Here is a 20,627-nt window from a genome sequence, read left to right as displayed (position 1 = left end):
CGGGTAACCAACTTCGCAAAACTCACTACAACTCGATCCAAAACCTCATCTTCTTCACATCATCAACTTCAATAATATTCTCAAGCTGGCCACCATTTTTACGAATTGTCTTCTCAGATCCAATATTCCCCTCATCACAAGTTACAAGAACCTTTTTAAGGCCCTTAATATTGTCCCTAACGTAGTTTAAGGACTCAGCAAGGATTTGAGTCGCATAACCTTTACGGCGGAAACTAGGGCATACTCCGTAACCAATATGGCCACCAACCTTTAAAAGATGATCATTTAATTCAAAGCGAATTGAAGTACGACCTACAATTTTACCCTCATCATTAAAGGCGAAGAGTAAGGCCGCCGGCACATGCTCTTTTGGAATATGAGTCCCCTTTGCAAACTCCGGAGCTATCGAAACATATTTTTCAAACTCTCCATTAGCTAGAGTTTCCCAGTAATGGACAAAGTCAAAATTGTTTTCCCAATGCTCGTCAAAAGCAGCAAAGAATTCATCCTTATCCTCATGAGTTAAATATCTAAGAGTAATTTTATTCATGTATCTCCTTCATCTTTAGAAGCTCAGCACACGCTAAGTAAATATCTGCTTGTAAGTGGCGGCCTTCTGACTTTAAAATTCGACAAACCTCTTCAATAGTAGCAGTTCTCAAAGTGTTAGAGTTAACGAAATTAACATCCCCAGTGAAAATGACGGCAGCTGAGGCAGGATGTGGAAAATGTTCTCGTAAAGGCGTCTCGTACTTATCTTCTAAGATCCAATGCCCAAGCTTATTAATACTTTTCATACTAATGCCGAGTTCAAGACCTAACATTCGCTCTAAACCAAAAATAACGCTCTCTCCCTCTTTTAATTCTCCTCCTGGATAATCGAGCTTACCACTGTCTTTAACAAGGTATAGCCACTTGTCACCGGCCCTCGGAACAAAGAAGATATTGGTTATAAGAGATTCATTAATTGATTCTTCAGTTAAGAAAAAACGGCGTTTAAAATGCTCATTATCAACTGGAGACAAAAGAGTTGAATATTTATCTATTTCCATAAGGTGATTATACCAGAGAAATAGAAACAAAAAGGCCCTCTTTCGAGGGCCCTATATAAAACAAAATATAAGTTTGAATTATGCTTTATCGAATTTGATAACTTCAGTTGGACAAGCTTCAGCTGCTTCAAGAATAAGAAGTCCGTTATCAAGAGGTGCATCTGGACGAATTACACAGTTAGTATCTGTAACTTCGAAAACCTCTGGGTAGATACCTTCACAAGCGTTACAAACAATACAACCTTCTTCAATCCACACCTTAGAAACTGCGAAGTTCTCTTGAGCAGGAGCTCCTGCACCAGCAGCACCAGCGAATTCACCAGCAAATTGTGGGTTAGCAGAAATTCTAAGACCTACAGGAATATCTCCTTGAGGAATTGAGTCTGCAATAAATGAACGAGTTGTTTGGTGGTAAAACATTTTTGGTTTTACATAACCATATTTCTCATTGAATGTTTCAACAGTATTCTCAGCACCTCGGAAAGCTTCAATAAACTTGCGTCCCTTCATTGTGCGAGATTGTGTAAGGCCATCTTTTGACTTAAGTTCAATTTCTACAGTTGAAGAATCAAGATTCTCAAGCTCTAGAATTTCTTTAAAAGCAGGACCCATCTTAACTTCGATACCAAAGTCTGAATCTTGAACAGCAAAGTCACTTGAAACAGTAACTTGTGTTTTCTTACCAAATGGGTTGAATAGCCTAACAATAACATGATTGAATTTTGCAGGCTCTCTCGAATTATTCCAACGGTAACCAAAAGCAAAACTTTCATCGTCTGAAGATTTTAGAACTTCAAACTTCGACTTCCCAAATAGGAAGAAGAATGAACCTGAAAGAAGGCTTAAAACACCTAGTTGGACAACCATCCCTGTTACAACTAATAATGCAATAGCTAATGCAATTAAAGTAGTATTCACTTTATCTCCTTAAATTTCACTTGTAATTTCCTAGAGTATAGCACGAATTAAAATTATTCGTCTAAGGAATTACACATAGTTAAATCGATTTTATCTAACGCGGCAGGACTAAATCCCACACAGCTTTTAACAAGTCCACTACTGGCAGCAGCAAGTCCAAGTGTTTGATTTTGCGATCTTATCCAATAGTGACCATCGGCCACTTCCATTTTTAATGTTTGGCCATTTATAAATCGAAGCGCTGTGGCCTCGTCTAGTTCTAATTTTTCAAACCCAATTAGCTCAGTAATAGGATTTGTATAATTCAATAAAAACTCATTAGCGTCGAAGTTATCATCGTCAAAAACGCAGAGGTCAATACTGTTACTGAGGTCAATCCCTGCTGAATTCGTTCGACGTAAATCTTCTAATGCTCCTCTTGTTCCAAGCTTCTTAGCAAGATCATCAAAAAGAACACGTATATAAGTTCCAGAAGAAACACAAACTCGGAAAGTAACTTTACGCCCTTGAACTTCTAGTAACTCAACTTCATGAATTCTTCTTTCTACCGGTGGCTTTTCAATGAAGACACCTTCACGGGCCCACTCATGTAATGCCTTACCTTCATGCTTAGTTGCAGAGAAGGCCGGAGGGCTTTGCATATATGAACCGACAAATGATTGAAGTTCTTTATTTACTTCATCAAAGCTTACTTCAGAGAAGTCTAATTCTTCTAACGTTCCTTCTTGCGTATCAAAGTCCCCAGTTGGAGAATTAATACCAAGGATTCCTGTAGCGATATATTCTTTAGAATCAATTTGAGTGTATTGGTTGAGTCTTGTCGCAGGCCCAATACCAATAACTAAAAGACCTGTTGCAAATGGATCAAGAGTTCCGAAGTGCCCGATCTTTCCAATATTTTTTGGAAGGTTTCTTTTAAAGCGTCTAATCACATCAAATGATGTCATCCCTTTTGGTTTATCAACTTTAAAAAAGAAAGGCCCAAAGATTGGGCCTTTAAATTTCTTATTTCTTGAAGCCATTAGAAAGACTTTCCTTTATCTTTTTCAGATTGCAGAAGTTTTTCAATTTCCTGCTCATCTTCAAACTGAGAATCATATTCTGCAGTTAAAGAAGGCGTATGCCTTACTTGTAAAGTCTTAGCAAGGTGACTTCTGATCTTACCTAAAGAAGCGTCCATTGCCTTAGCAATATCACCTCTTTTGGACGGATCAAATGTATCCCAAAATAACTTTGCCGTAGAAAAGTCTGGGCTTATTTCAACTTTTGTAATCGAACAAAAAGTAAACGCTGAATTGTCTAATCCACGACGAAGCAATTGGTTTACTTCGTTTTTAATTTGTTCTTCATACTGAAGCTTTTTCTTATTGCCACTCATGACATCTCCAACCGAATTAAAGAATTGGTGAGTCTGCTGTTAAAACATCCTCAAGCTTACGTTTCTTTTCTTTCAGTTTATATGCTTCGAATAGGTCGCCAACTTTAACATCGTTGTAGTTCTCTAGGCCAACACCACATTCGTAACCATTTTTAACTTCTTTAACGTCGTCTTTAAATCTCTTAAGAGAAGACATCTTACCATCAAACATGATCTTACCTTCTCTAAGAAGACGTACGTTACAACCAACTTGAATAGATCCATCAACAACAATAGAACCTGCAATTGTTCCAACTTTAGGAACAGAGAATGTATCACGTACTTCTGCGCGCCCGATATACTCTTCAGTAAACTCAGGATCAAGAAGACCTTCAACTGCAAGTTTCACATCATTGATTAGTTCATAGATAATTGAGTAAGTCTTTACATCAATTCCATACTGCTCAGATAACTTACGAGCAGATGTAGATGGTCTCATATTAAATCCAAGAACAAAGGCACCTGAAGTATTCGCAAGTTCAATGTCTGAGTCACTAATTTGACCTACACCACCACGGATAACTTTTACCTCAACTTCTGGATTTGAGATTGTTTCAATAGCAGATTTAATTGCTTCAAAAGAACCTTGTACATCTGAACGAATGATAAGGTTAAGATCTTTCTTTTGACCTTCTTCAGTAGCAGCTGTAGCAAAGAAGTCTTCAAGAGAAACTTTTGGCCCTTGAGTTTGTGCAGCTGTTTCGATTCTAATTCTTTCATCAATACGGTTTTGAGCAATTTTCTTAGCTTCTCTTTCGTTCTTAACAACGTTAAGAGCATCACCAGGAGAAGGAGCTTCACCTAGACCAATAATCTGAACTGGCATTGAAGGACCAACTTTCGAATGTTGCTTACCTTTGTGATCAGTTAGGCTTCTTGCACGTCCGTAAGTTTCACCTACAACGATAGAGTCACCTTTCTTAAGTGTTCCAGTTTGAACAAGAACAGTTGCAACTGGACCACGTCCATGCTCAACTCTTGATTCAATAACAACACCTTCAGCAGGACCTTTCGGCTCTGCTCTAAGCTCCATAATTTCAGCTTGTAGAGCAATTGCTTCTAGAAGCTCGTCAACACCGTCTCCCTTAAGAGCTGAAATGTGACAGAATTGAGTTTCCCCACCCCATTCTTCAGGAGTGATGCTAAACTCAGTTAGAGCTTGTTTAATACGATCTGGGTTAGCACCTTCACGGTCCATTTTGTTAACCGCTACAATTAATGGCTTACCTGCAGATTGAATATACTTAATTGATTCAACAGTTTGAGGCATTACACCATCATCTGCTGCAACAATAAGAATTACGATATCTGTAATATCAGCACCACGCTGTCTCATAGCACCAAAGGCCGCGTGACCTGGAGTATCTAGGAAAGTCAGCTTAGAGTCTTTAACATCTACCGAGTAAGCTCCAATGTGCTGAGTGATCCCACCAGCTTCGCCAGCAGCAATCGATTCATTTCTAATATAATCAAGTAAAGTTGTCTTACCGTGATCAACGTGTCCCATGATTGTAATTACAGGTGCACGTAGAGGAAGCTTATTAATTTGCTCTTCAGAAAGCTCTTCCTTCCCAAGTGCTGCATCCTCATCAAATGACTGATCTTCTACTCTATAATCGTAAAGGGCAGCAATCTGACTAGCTAGTTTAAGGCCAATATAGTCACCATTTCTAACAAGTAGATTTAGATCAAGACACTTATCGATCATGTCTTTAAGCTTCACAGAAAGTTTCTTAGCTAATTGCTCAGCGTAAGCACCACCGTGTAACTTAACAACTCTTTTTGCTTCTTTTACTTCTGTAATCTCTGTTGATTTCGAAGGACCTGAATACTGACGCTTTCTCTTAACTTGAGTATACATTGGGCGACCAGTTCCCTGTAGAGAAGAGTATGATTTAAGCTCAGTCGTTGCACGTTCTTCATTTAAGGCTTGTGAACGATTAACTGTTTTCTTAGCACTTAGCATAGAAGCAAGACCACTTAGACGATTCTTATCCTTCTTCGCTGTACGATCTTCGTCAGTTCCAACAGGGCCAGCTTTAGAGTTAATATCATCTTCGGCCTTCTCATCTTTTCCAGCAGCTTTCTTCGCTTTGCGAGCAGCGGCCTTCTCTTTATCTTCCTTAGTCGGAGCAGAAACAATTCTAAGACCAAATGGCTTACCATCTAAAGTCGTCGACTCTTTCTTTTCTTCTTTTTCCTTAGGAGCTTCTTCAGTCTTAGCTTCAGGAGCAGTTTCTTCTTTTACTTCCTTAGCTTCAACTTCAGTCGTTTCTTCTTTTGCTTCAGCAGTCTCCGCCTCTTCCATCACAGGAGTGCTTACAGACTCTTCAGTTTTTACTTCAACAGCTTCAGAAGATTCGATTACAGCTTCAGTGTTTTCATCATCAGAAGTAGCCTCCGAAGATTTTGATGAAGCTTTACGACGTACAACAGTTTTCTTTTTACGAGTAACCGTTTTCTTAGCAGGCTTATCTTCCTCGCTCTCATCGTCAGCTTTTGCTGCAGACTTCTTTCTAACTGTCGCCTTTTTCGCAGCTTTCTTTTTGACCGTCTTCTTCTTAGTTGCCTTCTCAGCAGAAGCACCTTCAGCACTTGATCCAGCAAGTTCTTGCCACTTAGTAATATCTTCATCAGATAGTACAGACATGTGGTTTCTTACTGAGAATCCGTGAGACTTCAGCTCTTCTACGAGGTCTAATGGCTTCTTTCCGAGTTCATTGGCCAATTCAAATATTTTCTTAGGCATTTTTTCTCCGTAGTATGACTACACTTTTCTATTTTAAAATTACTTAATTTTAAATGCAGCTAATTCTTCTCTTAATCTTCTTTCTGCTTCATTAAATTTATCAACACCTTCTTCGTCCTGATCAGCACCTTCTTTATTAATAATACCTAGGTACTTAGGAACAGCAGAAGCAGATACTAATTCTTCTTCACCTTCAGGTTGAAGTTCAATTGTTCCTTCTTCAACTAGCTTTGCTGCTTCATCAATTGCAGTTTGAGCTGCAGCAGCATCAATACCGGCCATTGAAGCAATTTCTTCAGCAGGAGTTGCCATGAAGTCACCAATTGCCATGATGCTATTTTGAACAAGAACTTGTGCCATTGCATCTGTAACAGATGGGATTTGAAGTAGGTTTTCAACTGCTTTATTAACTTTCTCTTGAAGTTTAGACTTCGAGATGATGTTAATATTATAACCAGATAGCATTGCTGCCAAACGTACGTTTTGTCCACGACGTCCAATAGCAAGTGATAACTGATCTTCTTCTACGATTACGTCCATTGATTTTGAATCGTGATCGATCGAGATATTTTCAATTTCAGATGGTGCAAGAGCTGCAACTGCAAATGTTGCTAAATCATCATTCCATCTTACGATATCAATTTTTTCACCTTGAAGTTCATTTACAATATTTTGAACACGTGATCCTTTCATACCAACACAAGCACCTACAGGATCGATATCTTTATCTACTGATTGAACAGCAATTTTAGCTCTTTGACCTGGCTCTCTAGCAGCAGACTTGATTTCAATAGTACCGTCTTGAATTTCAGGTACTTCAATTTCAAATAGCTTCACAAGGAACATAGGAGAAGTTCTTGATAGTCTAATTTCTGGCCCACGGTTAGTCATTACTACTTCTGTTAAGAATGCCTGAACTCTATCACCTGGATTGAATTGCTCACCAGGAATCAACTCTCTTCTTGAAAGAACAGCATCTGCCTTTCCAAGGTCAACGATAACATTTCCACGCTCATATCTTCTTACAATACCTGTTACAAGGTCACCTTGTCTGTGCTTAAACTCAGAGAATAGGATTTCTCTTTCAGCATCACGTACTTTTTGCATGATAATCTGACGAGCAGTTTGTACGTCAACACGAGTAAAGTTAGGGTTTTCAATTTTAATACCTAATTGATCACCAATTTCAACATCTTCATCAAGTTCTCTAGCATCACCTAGATTGATTTCGATAATTGAATCTCTTACTTCATCAACAACGTTCTTATATTGGAAGATCTCGACATCGTCATCATCTTCATTATAACGAGTTTCGTACTCACCCTGGATACCAAACTTCTTTCTTGCTGTTACTAAGAAAGCTTGTTCAATAGCGTTTACGATAATTGACTTATCGATCCCACGGTCTTTTCCTAAAACATCAATAATCTTACTTAATTCTGAGAAACTCATTTTTCACCTCAAACAATTACACTTCTGGTTCAAGTGCGATCTTATTAATATCATTTAAGTTTAATTTTAAATCAAAATCACTATCGAGAGTCACATCGATGAAGTCATCGCCAAAGCTATTCAGAACACAAATAATCTTTTTGGCACTAGCTGTCTTCTTATCAAACTTTTCACCTGGAAAAAGTTCACCAAATTTCTTATTCAGTTGAACTAAAATACGCTCACCGATGCTTAATTCTAGATGCTCTCTCGTTTTTATTTTTCTAAACATCCCTGGAGAAGATACTTCTAAAACAATGTCATCAGGAATCCATTCAAGTGCTTCCATTGGCTCACTAAAAGCGCGGTCAACATTTACACAATCCTCGATAACGGCCGTCTTAGTTTCTTTATTCATTATATAGACACGTAAAGTTTTAGAGCCTTTTATATATTCCATATCGTATAGAAGATATCCTTCTCCACTTACTACTTCTTGAGTAAGTTCATAAAACTTTTGTTCCATACCTGAATAAGAGATATCTAAATCCATTAAACGCATCCCATATGCTTTTACAAAAAAGCCTATAAAAATAAAAAAAAAGGGTAGCCCCAAAAGTCTACCCGATTATATCTTGTTAAATATTTAACTAATCGTTATTTACTCAAAAATTGAAAAAACTTTTCTAATTTCTAAGTACTTATTAATTATCAAAGATTTTGAAATCTTGTCAAGGTTTGTCATTGATAACTTATGAAAACAACTTCAATTTACGACTTTCTGCATTATAACAGCACTACTTCCATCTGCATAGAAATTCTTCTTTAAATGAATTTTCTCAAGACCCAAAGTTTCATAAAACCTGATAGCACCTTCGTTTGAAGCTTCCACCTCAAGGTAAACTTGAAATGTTTGGCCATCAAAAGTCCTCTGACAATGACTCAACATGTCTTCAAATAGCTCCTTAGCTATAGAACGTCTTCTGAAGTCTGGATGAACAATTATTTTATATAAATGGCAAAAATCCGGAGCGTTGACTTCAAAAACACAAATTCCTTGAATCTCACCTTCTTCGGCCCAAATGCATGAGATCTCTCGTCCACTTGAAGCCAGGCCCAACCAACTTTCTTTTGTCCAAGGCCAATTAAAGAAACTTGACTCAAACTTCGCCAGTTCCTCGAGCTTCGGCCCTTTAATATGAGAAAGTAGACTTTGCTTAAAATCACCCATGGTTACAGAAATAGTCTCGAATTAATATTCTTAAAAACAAAATCTTTGTATTCAGTAAGTTGTGAAGAAGATGCATCTAACTTATTAGATTCCACAAAGCTATCATACCTCTTCTTAAGCTCTTTATTGGTGTTATAGATTTCATAGATTTTACCAACTAGATCTTTTGAAACCTTACATTTTCCAAGCTTAGGATTATCCATGTACTCGTTTTCAAGGTTTAGTGACTTTGATAAAACCAATGCTCTTAAAACCAAGTCTTTTTCACTAGCAACTAAATTGCGTGGCCCGATCTCTACTTGTTCAAGCCTTGAACTCAATCCAGACAGCCTTTGGATATAATTATCCTTGCCTATTAAACAAAGACTCTGATGATATGCTTTTAAAAGTTCATTGATATTATGGCCAAAATAAATCTGCCCATTAACAGAGAAAAGGGCCCTATCTTTAAGGGCCCATATATTCATCATAAATATTGAAATAAGAATAAATCGCATTAAGTATAATGCTAATTAAACTGGAGAACTAATGTCAACGTTTGCAACAGCTTTACCAGCTGTAAGCTTTGTTTCCATTTGATAACGAATCTTAACATCAGGATTGAAAGTATATCCGTCTTTTCCACGAATAATGTACTTTCTTTTCGTATTACTATTATCCTTAGGCTCAATAAGCTTTCTTAGACGAGAGATGGACGTGTAGATAAGCTTATCGTGAATAAGAGGATTGTATTCATCTTTCCAAATCTCACGTGCTAAATCTTCTTTGTCGTAAAATGAACCACGATTTTTAGCAAGCAAGAAAAGGATCTCAAGAAGAACAAAGCGGTGTTTAAAGTCAATCACACCAATATTCTTCTCTTTTACTTTTCTATTATTACGATCAAGATAGATATCAACACTAGAATCATTTACTTCATGAATTTCAGCATCAAGTACATTAGTTAGACGCTTAAAAGTTGTTGAATCAACAGCTTGCTTTGCAAGGTTGTAATAAAGCGTCGCTCTATCATAATCACCTTTAACCTTTTCAACTTGTCCAATCCCTAAAAGGATATAACCATAAAGGTTCCAACACTTCTTATTCTGAAGAGTGATATTTGCAAGATTAAAGTGCTTTAATGAAGCCTCGACGTCACCCTTAGCAATCAGGATTTTTCCGTAAGTCATATGCATTGATCCACCAAGATATTCCTTATTAATGATTTTTAATAAGTTATCTAGTTGGGCCATATAATCAAGAGATAGATCAAACTCTCCTCTATTATAAGCGTTATTAGCAAGGGCCAATAAACACTTCGAGTGAAGATCTGGATCGTTTTCTTCTTTGGACTTATTATAAGAAAGCTCTAAGTCGCTAAATGCACCTGCAAAGTCATTTCTATATGATTTAATTAAACCAGCGTAATAGAAGTATTCAGCTGAAAGACTTCCTAAGTTCATCTGTAGATCATTAATGATATTTTCACTTTGATTTACATACTTAGCAGCTTTTTCATCTTCTAACTTCTCAGCTGCAATCCTAATAAGAAAACTTAGAATTTTTAAAACGCGATAATTATCCTGAGGACACTCAGCACAGTCGATGGCCTTTAAGAAATTTACTTCGGCCTTATTAAGATCGGCCTTATCATAATGAAGCTTCCCTAGTTGATAATATGCCTTACCAACTTCTAACTTAGTCAAAATATCTTGCGAAGGAATAAGCCCTTCACCATGACCAAGAAAGCCTAAAACTTCAGTCTTAAAGCCGTCATTTACTTTATTTCCAGATTCTTGTCCCCCGACAATCTGCATATCAACTCCCTATTTCCTATTCCGCTGTGAGAATTTTGTGGAATCTTACCACAACATGTTCATAACATGTCATCACGCTGCCCGTCAAAACTCTTTACAATAACTAAAATAATTACATTCAAAATATTGATGAACCCTTTAATCATTTGATATTATGGGCCTTTAAAGTAGGATTTATTCCAAAATTTTATGGAGATTACATGCCCAAGTACGATTTAGACACAATCAGACACTCGAGCGCCCACTTAATGGCGCAAGCAATTTCAAGACTTTACCCGAATGAGAACGTTCAATTTGGCGTTGGACCGGTTATTGAGAATGGCTTCTACTACGATATTCTGATGGATCGAACCCTGGGCGAGGAAGATCTTCCAAAAATAGAAGACATGATGAAAACAATCATCAAAGAAAAGCTACCTATTGAAAGAAAAGTTATGACAAGACCTGAAGCAGTTGAATTCTTCAAGTCACAAGGTCAGGAACTTAAGGTAGAGCTTATTGAAGCGATTCCTGAAGATGAAGAAGTTAGCTGCTACTCTCAAGGTGAGTTTATCGACCTTTGTCGTGGGCCACACGTTGAGAATACAAATGACCTTCCACAAGGGTTTAAATTACTAAGCATCGCCGGCGCTTACTGGCGTGGAGATGAGAAGCGTGAAGTAATGCAAAGAATTTACGCGGCTTCATTCCAAGATAAGAAACTTCTTAAACAACACCTGATGATGCTTGAAGAAGCAAAAAAGCGTGACCACAGAAAGCTAGGTAAAGAGCTGGAGCTATTCCACTTTGAACCTGTTGCTCCTGGTGCACCTTTCTTTATGCCTAAAGGAACAATCGTTATTAACGAACTTGTTAACTATATTAGAAGACTATACCGTATCTACGAATACGACGAAGTAATCACTCCACAGATCTTAGATAGCTCTCTTTGGCACACATCTGGTCACTACGAGCACTATAAAGACGATATGTTCTTTTCAAAGATTGATGATCGTGAATATGCAGTAAAGCCAATGAACTGCCCATGTCACATGCTTATGTTCAAGCACTATAAGTATAGTTACCGTGATCTTCCTCTTCGTTATGCAGATTTTGGACGTCTTCATAGAAATGAAAAGGCCGGGGCCCTTGCGGGTCTAACTCGTGTCCGCTCATTCTGCCAAGATGATGCCCATATCTTCTTAGCGCTTGATCAAGTTCAAGAAGAAATTCAAAGAACAATGAAGATGATCTTCACTGCTTACGAGCTATTTGGATTTGATAATATTACAGTTAATCTATCAACTCGCCCGGAAAAGAAAGCTGGTGACGATAAGACTTGGGATATTGCAGAAAACGCACTTGAAGAAGCACTAAAGGCTTCAGGTCACGACTATGTAATAAAAGAAGGTGACGGTGCATTCTATGGGCCAAAAATTGATATCGAAGTTGCAGATGCTATTGGACGTAAGTGGCAGCTAGGAACAATTCAACTAGACTTCCAACTACCAGATCGTTTTGATCTTAAGTTTACAACAGCGGATGGTGGAGAAGAAAGACCAGTTGTTGTACACCGTGCCCTACTAGGATCACTAGAGCGATTCTTTGGTGTTTATACTGAGCACGTTGCAGGTGTTTTCCCATTCTGGCTAGCTCCAGAACAAATCGTTATTGTTCCAGTTAATAATGATGCTCATGGTGAAGCGGCCCACAAGATTAAAGATCAGTTATTTGCACAAGGTTACCGTGTAAAAGTCGATGATCGTAATGAAACAATGGGATATAAGACACGCCAAATTCAAAAGTCTAAAATTCCATTCATGTTCGTTATCGGTGACCGCGAAATTGAAAACAATGCAGTAGCTGTTCGTAAGCATGGTTCGAAAGGTTCGTTCAATTGGACGAATGCAGAAATGCTTGAGAAACTAGCAGCACTAGATAGTTTAAAATACCCTAAAGCATAAGCTTTAGGGTTTTTTATATTCACTTTTAAAAGAAGGTTTCCATGGAAAGGAAAAATATCTTAATCATATGTGGTGGTGGCTCTACTGAGCATGAGGTTTCTCTTCGCTCGGCCGCTTTCGTAAAAGAGCAAGTGGCCCTCATCCAAGAACTCAATCCTATTGTCGTTGAAATGACAAAGTCAGGTGACCTCACTCTAAACGGTCACAAAGTAAGCCTAAACGGACAAATCTTAGAAACAGCAACCGAAAGGCCATATATCAATTATGTCATTCCTGTAATTCATGGCCCTCCTGGAGAAACGGGAGAGATACAATGCTTTTTAGAAATGCATAAACTTCCCTACTTTGGACCTCGTCATGAAGGGAGCAGTATTTGCTTTAACAAAGTAACAACCAAGCTATGGTTTGATCATTTAGGAATTCCAAACACGCAGTGGATGTCAATTCATAAAGAGCTACCTTATGATCGAAGTGAAGTTGTGGACTTTTTCGAAAAATCAAATAACGACGTTTTTATAAAGGCCGCAAGTCAAGGTTCTTCAGTTGGTTGTTATCATGTTACAAATAGAGAGGACTTAACTGATGCTATCAATAAGGCCTTAGAATATAGTGACGACATACTTATTGAAAGGACACTTATAGGACGTGAGTTAGAGATTGCCGTATTCGAGCAAGATGGAAACCTCCATGCTTCTAGGCCAGGTGAGATCGTCAATGCAGGTGACGAGTTCTATGACTACGATCAAAAATATAGCGAACAATCAAAGGCCAAGACATTTGTTGAAGCGCCGAACTTAACAAATGAGCAAGTCTCTCAAATGCAAATCATTGCAAAGACTGCATTCAAGTGTCTCAAACTAAGACATCTTTCACGTATCGATTTCTTCTTAAGTGAAGGCAATATCTATTTAAATGAAATCAACACATTCCCAGGTATGACTAGTATTTCGATGTTTCCGAAGATGCTAGAAAACACTGGACTAAAATTTAGCGATTTTTTAAAAGAGAAGATACTTAAAGAAGTTAGATAATTAAAAACATTCAAGGGTTACAGATATGGAAATCAACTTAATCACAAAAAATAGCCACGAACATGCAAAAGAGAAACTTGCGACAATGTATAAGGATAACTTTACTTCAGCTGAGAAGAAAGAATATATTCCACATCACAAATTCTCTCAAGGTCCATACCTTGCGATGGAGACAAGCGACGAGAACTCTCCCGAGTTCCTTTTGGATGCTGCCTCACAAATTGCAACACTAGGACTTGGATTCAATGCGACGGCACTCTTTGGCACGACGATGCATGAAAGTGCGTGGACCGGTAATTATCTTGATTCAACATTTATTGAAATTGCAGACTCATTTAAAGAACTCCTTAGAGAAAAGGCGTCAAATAATAGGCTAACACCTGTCTTTGTTAACTCAGGAGCAGAAGCAAATGAAGTTGCCCTGATTATGGCCTATAAAAAGAGGGCCCACACAGCTGCAAACCAAATCATTGCATTTGAAGGTAGCTTCCACGGACGCTTTCTTTCAACTCTTTTTTCAACTTGGAACCCAAGTAAGCGTGAGCCGTATCAAATTGAAGGACACGAAACAACATTTATAAAATACCCAGAAACCAAAAGTGATCAATTCTTGATTGAAATCGATTCAGAATGGACAAAACTATGGGAAAATCCTTTTGCACAAAACTTTGAAGCAAAGCTTGCTGATTTTGAAAAAAATGCAGATGAACTATTGAGATCAGAAATTGCATCTTTAAGACAGCTACATGAAGTTCTTAAAGAAAATACACACTTTGCAATTCTAGTAGAGCCAATGCAATGTGAAGGTGGTGATCGCTATTCAACAAATCGCTTTCACGTGGCGCTTAACTTACTTGTGAAATCATACAAAGTGTCAGTTATCTATGACGAAGTTCAAACAGGCTTTGGCCTTGGGCGTGATTTCTTTTGGCACAGAACATTTGACCTAAAAGATTCACAAGGGAACCAGATAAATCCAGAATATATTACTTGTGCTAAGAAGGCCCAAAGTGGAATTGTTCTGACAGAAGATCCATGTTGGGAAAATAATGAATTTCAAACATCCTCAGTTATCAGAGGTTACTATCAAGCGATTGCTATTGATCAATTACGTTATAAAATCGCAGCAATTGAAGAGTACACTAGAAATAAGCTCTCAGAACTTGTAAGCAAGTGGGATCAACTTTCTTCTCCTAGATGTTTTGGAGTGGCCTTTGCTTTTGACTTATCAGATTCAAAAGACATTGCTCCGTTTATTTCAAACCGCTTTGATCTGGGTCTACTCTATTATCAGGCGGGAGATAATACGTTACGTTTCAGACTTAACACTGCCTGGACAAATGAAGATATTGACTATCTTTTTGATGCAATCAATGAAATTGCTAATCGAGTCTATAAAGGTGAATCAACTGATCTTAAGTATACCCCTAAAACAAAAGTTAATTCTCCAAATGAATACCTTTGGCATAGTAAACTTGTTGAAGCCTTCAAAGGAGACGTACAAGACAAAGATGCATTTAACTTCGCTCAAGAGTTCTTTAGTAAAGAATTCAATTTAGAACTCATTAAAATTGACGGTGAAAACTTCGATTATTACAAACATAAAATCGAAGAAATTCAACGTCATACTTACGAACCGACGAGACAAACAAGCATTGAAAAGTTTAAAAAGATCGCTCACTGTAAGGACTCAATTGCAATTGCTCTATTAAGTGAAACAAAGCAATTAGTAGGAATCTCTTTTGCAGGTAAAATATCGCACTTCCCTCACGAAAGTGGACTTCGCCTTGTTAAGTATTTTGACAACTCAAATACTCTCTACATGTTAGATACGACAATCGTAAATATGGAGCAATCTCAAGGGATGGGGAAATACTTAAAGTATGCACTTACTCTCCTAGCAAGTGCGTATGGGAATGACTATATCTACGGAAGAAATCGTGACATCCATGCAGGAGCAATGCTTGCTATTAACTGCTCTCTTGGTGCAATTATTGAGATGAGACTTAAAGAAAATTATCTTGATGATGAAGAACATCGTGACGTCATCATTTACCGTCAAAATCTAAAATGGAAAAATGAAGATTTGAAATATTCAACTTCTCCTATTTTAAATACGGCCTCTTTCGAGAGCATGCCAACACTTGTAAACAAGGTATGTCTATCAAACTTTATTGATGAAAGCTTTATGGCAAATCTAAAAGAATTTAAAGGAGTTGTGCCAAAAGAGTTACAGCACTTCTTTACAGCAAGTGGGCATAGTGAATGCGTTGAAAAAATCTTCAAATCAATCTTAATTAAGAATCAAAAACAAAGAACAAAGGTAATCTCTTTTAATCATGACTACTTTGGTAAGCAAAGCTTTATGTCAGCTACTCTTTCTGGTGTCTTAGACTTCTACCCAAATTCAAAGGTTGATACTCTTGGACAACTAAAAGAAAAACTTTCCTCAAAAGAGTACTTAGCGGTGTTCATTGGTGATCTTCTCGTTAATTTCTCTCACGACGAACTTAAGGAAGTTATAAAAATTGCACACGACAATGGAACTAAAGTTGTCTTTAATGAAAGTGTATACTTCCACAGTAAAAAGAAGCTGTTTTCAAAAGAACATGGAATTATTCCTGATGCTAGCTATATCCATATTGCGGGACAGATTGGTATCTGTATGCTTCAAGAAGAAGTCTATGAATCAAGGCCATTGATGATGATCTCAACATGGGATGGTGATGCTTACGCTCTTTCTCAAGCAGTGGTCTACCTAAAGTCACCGGCACAGACAAGCAAAGAGTTTAAAATTATCAATGACTCTTCTTACAGTTTCGCTTTAAAAGCGCCAAATATTTTTGGTAACCAAACAAGTAAGAAGTGGTATTTTACATGTTAATGACAGATTTAAATCTACCAATATTTAAGTACGATGCTAGTGGCCCATATGAAAATGGGCTGAAGCATGGTGAAACTTTTAAAGAGGCAATTAAAGAATTAGTCGAAATTCGCACAAACCTTTTATTAAAAAGATCTCCTCACTTAAAAGATAAGCTCGATGAGTTTGCACAAATTCAATTTGAAGAAACAATGAAGTTTGATGCGGCCCTCGCACAAGAAATCGAAGGTATAGCTAAAGGGAGTGAAACATCAGTTAGAGATATTATCATTCTCAATAATTATACAGACTTTAGAGACATTCAGTTAGATTATGAGAATCAAGATGAGGGTTGTACATCAGTCTCTTATATTGATGAGACAAATAGTATTGCTGCTCAGACATGGGATATGCATCAAAGTGCGAAAAACTATCTCATGCTTATTGATATCGTTGATGAGAACAAAGGCACACGTCAGCTAATTTATACTGTTTGTGGATGCCTAGGGTTAATGGCAGTAAATAATCACGGACAATTCATTGGCGTTAATAATATTAATGTCGTTGATGGTGTAAATGGAATCATCTGGCCTGCACTTATTAGAAAAGTGGCCCAACAGAGCAAATTAGAAGAAATTGGTAAACTTCTTATGGAAGCACCTATCACTTCAGGACATAATTATTTAATTAGTGATGGTAAGTCTGCCTATAATTATGAAATTACTCCAGGCCAAAAAGAAATATTAAATTCTAATCCAAAAGGTTTAATCTTTCATACAAACCATTGTCTTGGTGAAAAGGTAAAAACAGTCGAAGACCAAAATAATATTAGTAAAACCACTCATGCAAGGTTTGATCTGGTTAGTAAATACAAGAATGAGATAAGTGATGAAGCTTCAGTTATGAAGCTACTAATGTCCCACGACGGCCATCCCCTATCAATTTGTTCTCACTTTGCACCAGAAGGAGCAAAGGATCCATCTCAGACATGCGGAGGGGCATTATTTAATTATCAGACTCAAGTATTTAAGGCCTGGAGAGGCTGCAAAAAATATGACAAAAATTTTGAATATGTAGAAATTCATCTACCCCTAATTTTATGAAAAATTAGATTTTAAAGTGAGAGTTTATGGCCCATCTACCTTTTTTTCACACATGGACAAAACAAAATCAGGCCAAGAAAATCGACATCCACAAAACTTTTGAATGGGGCTACCTCACGACTGAAGGAAAGAAGATTTATGACCTTTCCTCTGGTAGTTACCACCAATCATTTGGTACTCGAAATAAGCAAATAGAATGTGCTATGATCGATCAAATCCAAGCGATGCCAATGGCCATCCCTAAGTGCCAATACAGTTTAAAAAGCTCAGTATCTCAAAAACTTCTAAATTCTATTGGAATTGACGGGCGAATTTTTTATACAACTTCGGGAGCAGAATCAAATGAGAATGCCATAAAAATGGCAAGACAAATTACAGGGAGACAATTCATTCTCTCATGTGAAACATCATACCATGGTGCAACTCTAGGGGCCTTAGCCCTTACAGGTGATTGGCGCCGCGATGGTGCCGGTATTCCTTCAAACTTTCATGCATTCATTCCTAATTTCTTTAATGACCCGGACTTAAATGAAACAAGAGAAGTAATAAAGGAAATTGGAAGCGCTAATATTGCAGCAATCTGCCTTGAAGTTATAACAGGTGGAAACGGTGTTTTTATCCCACCGCAAAGTTATTATGATGAACTTTCCAAGCTTTGTCAGGAAACAGGTATAAAACTAATCCTAGACGAAGTTGTCTGTGGTTTTGGACGTACAATGACTAACTTTGGCTTCCAAAACTTTAAAAATCTAAGGCCTGACTTTATTACACTTGCAAAGAATATCTCAGGGGGATTTTTTCCATTTGGAGCAGTCTTTGTCAGTGAGGACAATGCATCATTCTTTGATGAAAACACACTAAGTTGTGGACTAACAAATGCGGGCCATCCAATTGGACTACGTATACTTGATGAAGTTCTAACTTTAATTGAAGATGAAAAATTTATTAAAATAAGGGAAGAGAACTTTCAGTTATTAAATACATTTAAACAGAAGATAGATAATTCAAAGTCGTTCTCTGGAGTCAGGCATATTGGCCTTCTTATGGCCATCGACCTTGATGATAATATTATTGAAAGTAACCAATTATGGAATAAGCTAATGGATAATGGCATCTTTATTAATATGACGAAGCGATCCCTTATTCTTTGTCCATACTTAAACTACTCTCCTCTTGAGTTAGAAAAATGTTTAAACAAATTATTAAAAATAATCGAGGACTCACATGTACAGTAAGATATTTCCAAGTGCCCAAGAGGCCCTTAAGGATGTAGCAAGCGGCTCAACAATTATGAGCGGAGGCTTTGGCCTTTGTGGAATACCAGAAAATTCAATTAACCAATTAGCTCAGATGGACCTAAATGACTTAAAGGTCATCTCAAATAATATTGGGAACTCTGGTCGAGGGCTTGTAAAACTTTTAAAAAAGAAAATGATTTCAAAAGGATTCTGTTCTTATGTGGGAGGTAATCCCGATCTTGAGGCGGCCATGTTTGCTAACGAGATTGAAATTGAGCTAGTACCACAAGGAACTCTGAGTGAAAGAATTAGAGCTGCAGGAATGGGAATTCGTGCTTTCTACACACCGACAGGTTATGGAACCGAAGTTGCAGAAGGAAAAGAAGTAAAGGAGTTTGATCGCCCTTGTATCCTAGAAGAAGCACTTCATGCAGACTTTGCAATTATCAAGGCACAAAAAGCTGATCCATATGGAAATCTTTGGTTTAAAGAAACTGCACGTAACTTCTCTCCTCTTATGGCGATGGCCGCAAAGACAACAATTGTCGAAGTTGAAGAGATCGTCGAACTCGGTGATATAAGGCCAGAAGACGTCCATATTCCAGGAGTCTTTGTTCAACGTGTTTATCAAGGTACTAATTATGAGAATGCTATTGAGTTCTTAAAAACGAGGGAGTCTTAATCATGTGGACAAAAGAACAAATGGCAAAAGAAGTAACGACTCTCTTCAAAGAGAATTCAACAATAAACTTAGGAATTGGTCTACCGACAATAATTCCATCACAACTTCCAAAGAATCATAGCTATATCATTCATAGTGAAAATGGCGTTCTTGGGGTTGGAGATAATCCAACAGAATCAGAAGTATCGGCAACATTAATTAATGCAGGTAAGGAAACTATTACAGTTGAAAAAGGTGCCAGCTTCTTTGATAGCTCCATGAGCTTTGGAATGATCAGAGGAGGCCATATCGACTTCTGTGTCCTTGGGGGAATGGAAGTTGATACACAAGGCTCTCTTGCCAATTGGAAGATCCCTGGCAAGAAAATAACAGGTATGGGTGGTGCCATGGATCTAGTTAACGGTGCAAAGAATATCATTGTTATGATGAGACACTTCAGCAAAACTGGTGAACCAAAACTTTTACCACAGTGTAGCCTACCCCTTACGGGAAAAAGTGTTGTTGATTATGTTGTAACTGAATGCGGAAGTTTTAAAGTTAAAAACGGAAAGTTTAAAGTTTTAAATTTAGCAGATGGAATGACGATTAAAGATTTGAATAAGAATTTTGATAACGAGATTTTTGAGTAAAAAAAAGAGGGCCCTGCAACTGGCCCTCCATTTTTTCGGCTTCATGCCTATCTCTTGCTACGACATCCTGTCGATCAATTAAATTATAACGCACAATAATGAAAAAAGCAGAAAAAAAATAAATGGGTAAACATTTCCATTTAACAATAAGGACGTTTATAATTAAACGTAATCACAAAAACTTACGGGGAATAGATGAGTATTTTCAACAGGAATAAAGCGCCAAATAACAAACAAACTTTTACGTATTTTATTCCTTCTCCACCGGCCAGAACGACACCATATCAAGAAAAAGCATTTGATCAGGTAACTCAATTCTTAAACTCAAAAGAAATGGCGTATAATATCACCCACACAGCAGTTAATGAGAAAGGTCTTTGGATCATTGTCGAGATCCTTGGAAAACAAAAAGCTGTAACGAAAGTAATACAAGAGCTTAATGATTCATTTAATTCAAATAATATTGGAAGTAATGATTCAGAACTTGAAATTTATTACGAAGAGAATGAAGAGTTTCATAAAGATGATAATTACAAAGCTTAAA

General features: G+C 37.4%; 19 protein-coding genes. 8 read left to right on the top strand and 11 right to left on the bottom strand.

The genetic code is table 11. The features are described from left to right. Window positions 1-25 precede the first annotated feature (25 nt). From ABMA78_RS11850 to ABMA78_RS11800, 11 genes are all read right to left on the bottom strand, one after another. Window positions 26-550 (bottom strand): GNAT family N-acetyltransferase, encoded by a 525-nt coding sequence (locus ABMA78_RS11850; RefSeq protein WP_392860299.1) that lies wholly within the window; start codon window positions 548-550, stop codon window positions 26-28. Then, a complete protein-coding gene (locus ABMA78_RS11845) occupies window positions 543-1,052 on the bottom strand; it encodes a hypothetical protein (RefSeq protein ID WP_392860297.1) in 510 nt (169 codons plus the stop codon). The genes ABMA78_RS11850 and ABMA78_RS11845 overlap by 8 nt, the downstream gene beginning before the upstream one ends. Window positions 1,053-1,130: 78 nt before the next feature. Beyond that, complete coding sequence (locus ABMA78_RS11840; RefSeq protein WP_392860295.1) at window positions 1,131-1,970, bottom strand: ferredoxin; 840 nt, start codon at window positions 1,968-1,970, stop codon at window positions 1,131-1,133. 53 nt (window positions 1,971-2,023) lie between these two features. Continuing rightward, window positions 2,024-2,992 carry a tRNA pseudouridine(55) synthase TruB gene (gene truB, locus ABMA78_RS11835; RefSeq protein WP_392860294.1) on the bottom strand — a complete coding sequence of 323 codons (969 nt, stop codon included), beginning with the start codon at window positions 2,990-2,992 and terminating at the stop codon, window positions 2,024-2,026. Beyond that, window positions 2,992-3,348: a 30S ribosome-binding factor RbfA gene (gene rbfA, locus ABMA78_RS11830; protein WP_392860292.1), complete on the bottom strand. Its 357-nt coding sequence runs from the start codon at window positions 3,346-3,348 to the stop codon at window positions 2,992-2,994. Before rbfA ends, truB begins: the two co-directional genes overlap by 1 nt. Before the next feature lie 16 nt (window positions 3,349-3,364). Continuing rightward, window positions 3,365-6,136 (bottom strand): translation initiation factor IF-2, encoded by a 2,772-nt coding sequence (infB, locus tag ABMA78_RS11825; protein WP_392860290.1) that lies wholly within the window; start codon window positions 6,134-6,136, stop codon window positions 3,365-3,367. A gap of 39 nt (window positions 6,137-6,175) precedes the next feature. Then, on the bottom strand, window positions 6,176-7,588 hold the full coding sequence (gene nusA / locus ABMA78_RS11820; RefSeq protein WP_392860288.1) for a transcription termination factor NusA: 1,413 nt from the start codon (window positions 7,586-7,588) through the stop codon (window positions 6,176-6,178). A gap of 16 nt (window positions 7,589-7,604) precedes the next feature. Then, window positions 7,605-8,120: a ribosome maturation factor RimP gene (rimP, locus tag ABMA78_RS11815; RefSeq protein WP_392860286.1), complete on the bottom strand. Its 516-nt coding sequence runs from the start codon at window positions 8,118-8,120 to the stop codon at window positions 7,605-7,607. A 213-nt stretch (window positions 8,121-8,333) separates the two neighbouring features. Further along, window positions 8,334-8,798, bottom strand: coding sequence for a GNAT family N-acetyltransferase (locus ABMA78_RS11810; RefSeq protein WP_392860284.1), 465 nt, complete (start codon window positions 8,796-8,798; stop codon window positions 8,334-8,336). A 2-nt stretch (window positions 8,799-8,800) separates the two neighbouring features. Continuing rightward, complete coding sequence (locus ABMA78_RS11805) at window positions 8,801-9,268, bottom strand: hypothetical protein (protein WP_392860282.1); 468 nt, start codon at window positions 9,266-9,268, stop codon at window positions 8,801-8,803. Window positions 9,269-9,310: 42 nt separating this feature from the next. Next, window positions 9,311-10,594: a winged helix-turn-helix domain-containing protein gene (locus ABMA78_RS11800; RefSeq protein WP_392860280.1), complete on the bottom strand. Its 1,284-nt coding sequence runs from the start codon at window positions 10,592-10,594 to the stop codon at window positions 9,311-9,313. 200 nt (window positions 10,595-10,794) lie between these two features. Here ABMA78_RS11800 and thrS point away from each other — a divergent pair, with 200 nt between their 5' ends. The 8 genes from thrS to ABMA78_RS11760 all read left to right on the top strand — a co-directional run bounded on the left by thrS (window position 10,795) and on the right by ABMA78_RS11760 (window position 20,626). Further along, window positions 10,795-12,537 carry a threonine--tRNA ligase gene (gene thrS, locus ABMA78_RS11795; protein ID WP_392860278.1) on the top strand — a complete coding sequence of 581 codons (1,743 nt, stop codon included), beginning with the start codon at window positions 10,795-10,797 and terminating at the stop codon, window positions 12,535-12,537. A 41-nt stretch (window positions 12,538-12,578) separates the two neighbouring features. Continuing rightward, window positions 12,579-13,568, top strand: a complete 990-nt coding sequence (locus ABMA78_RS11790) for a D-alanine--D-alanine ligase (protein ID WP_392860276.1) — start codon at window positions 12,579-12,581, stop codon at window positions 13,566-13,568. Window positions 13,569-13,593: 25 nt separating this feature from the next. Further along, complete coding sequence (locus ABMA78_RS11785) at window positions 13,594-16,452, top strand: aminotransferase class III-fold pyridoxal phosphate-dependent enzyme (protein WP_392860274.1); 2,859 nt, start codon at window positions 13,594-13,596, stop codon at window positions 16,450-16,452. Next, on the top strand, window positions 16,452-17,534 hold the full coding sequence (locus ABMA78_RS11780; protein ID WP_392860273.1) for a C45 family autoproteolytic acyltransferase/hydolase: 1,083 nt from the start codon (window positions 16,452-16,454) through the stop codon (window positions 17,532-17,534). Before ABMA78_RS11785 ends, ABMA78_RS11780 begins: the two co-directional genes overlap by 1 nt. Before the next feature lie 26 nt (window positions 17,535-17,560). Then, window positions 17,561-18,769 (top strand): aminotransferase class III-fold pyridoxal phosphate-dependent enzyme, encoded by a 1,209-nt coding sequence (locus ABMA78_RS11775; RefSeq protein ID WP_392860271.1) that lies wholly within the window; start codon window positions 17,561-17,563, stop codon window positions 18,767-18,769. After that, on the top strand, window positions 18,759-19,454 hold the full coding sequence (locus ABMA78_RS11770) for a CoA transferase subunit A (protein WP_392860270.1): 696 nt from the start codon (window positions 18,759-18,761) through the stop codon (window positions 19,452-19,454). Before ABMA78_RS11775 ends, ABMA78_RS11770 begins: the two co-directional genes overlap by 11 nt. Window positions 19,455-19,456: 2 nt before the next feature. Next, on the top strand, window positions 19,457-20,083 hold the full coding sequence (locus ABMA78_RS11765) for a 3-oxoacid CoA-transferase subunit B (protein ID WP_392860268.1): 627 nt from the start codon (window positions 19,457-19,459) through the stop codon (window positions 20,081-20,083). Between the two features lie 195 nt (window positions 20,084-20,278). Continuing rightward, a complete protein-coding gene (locus ABMA78_RS11760) occupies window positions 20,279-20,626 on the top strand; it encodes a hypothetical protein (protein WP_392860267.1) in 348 nt (115 codons plus the stop codon). The last annotated feature ends 1 nt before the right edge of the window (window position 20,627 follow it).

It is taken from the genome of Halobacteriovorax sp. RZ-2 (assembly GCF_043196685.1).
In the GTDB taxonomy this organism is placed as follows: Bacteria; Bdellovibrionota; Bacteriovoracia; order Bacteriovoracales; family Bacteriovoracaceae; genus Halobacteriovorax_A.
This window is presented reverse-complemented; position numbering and strand designations above follow the sequence as displayed.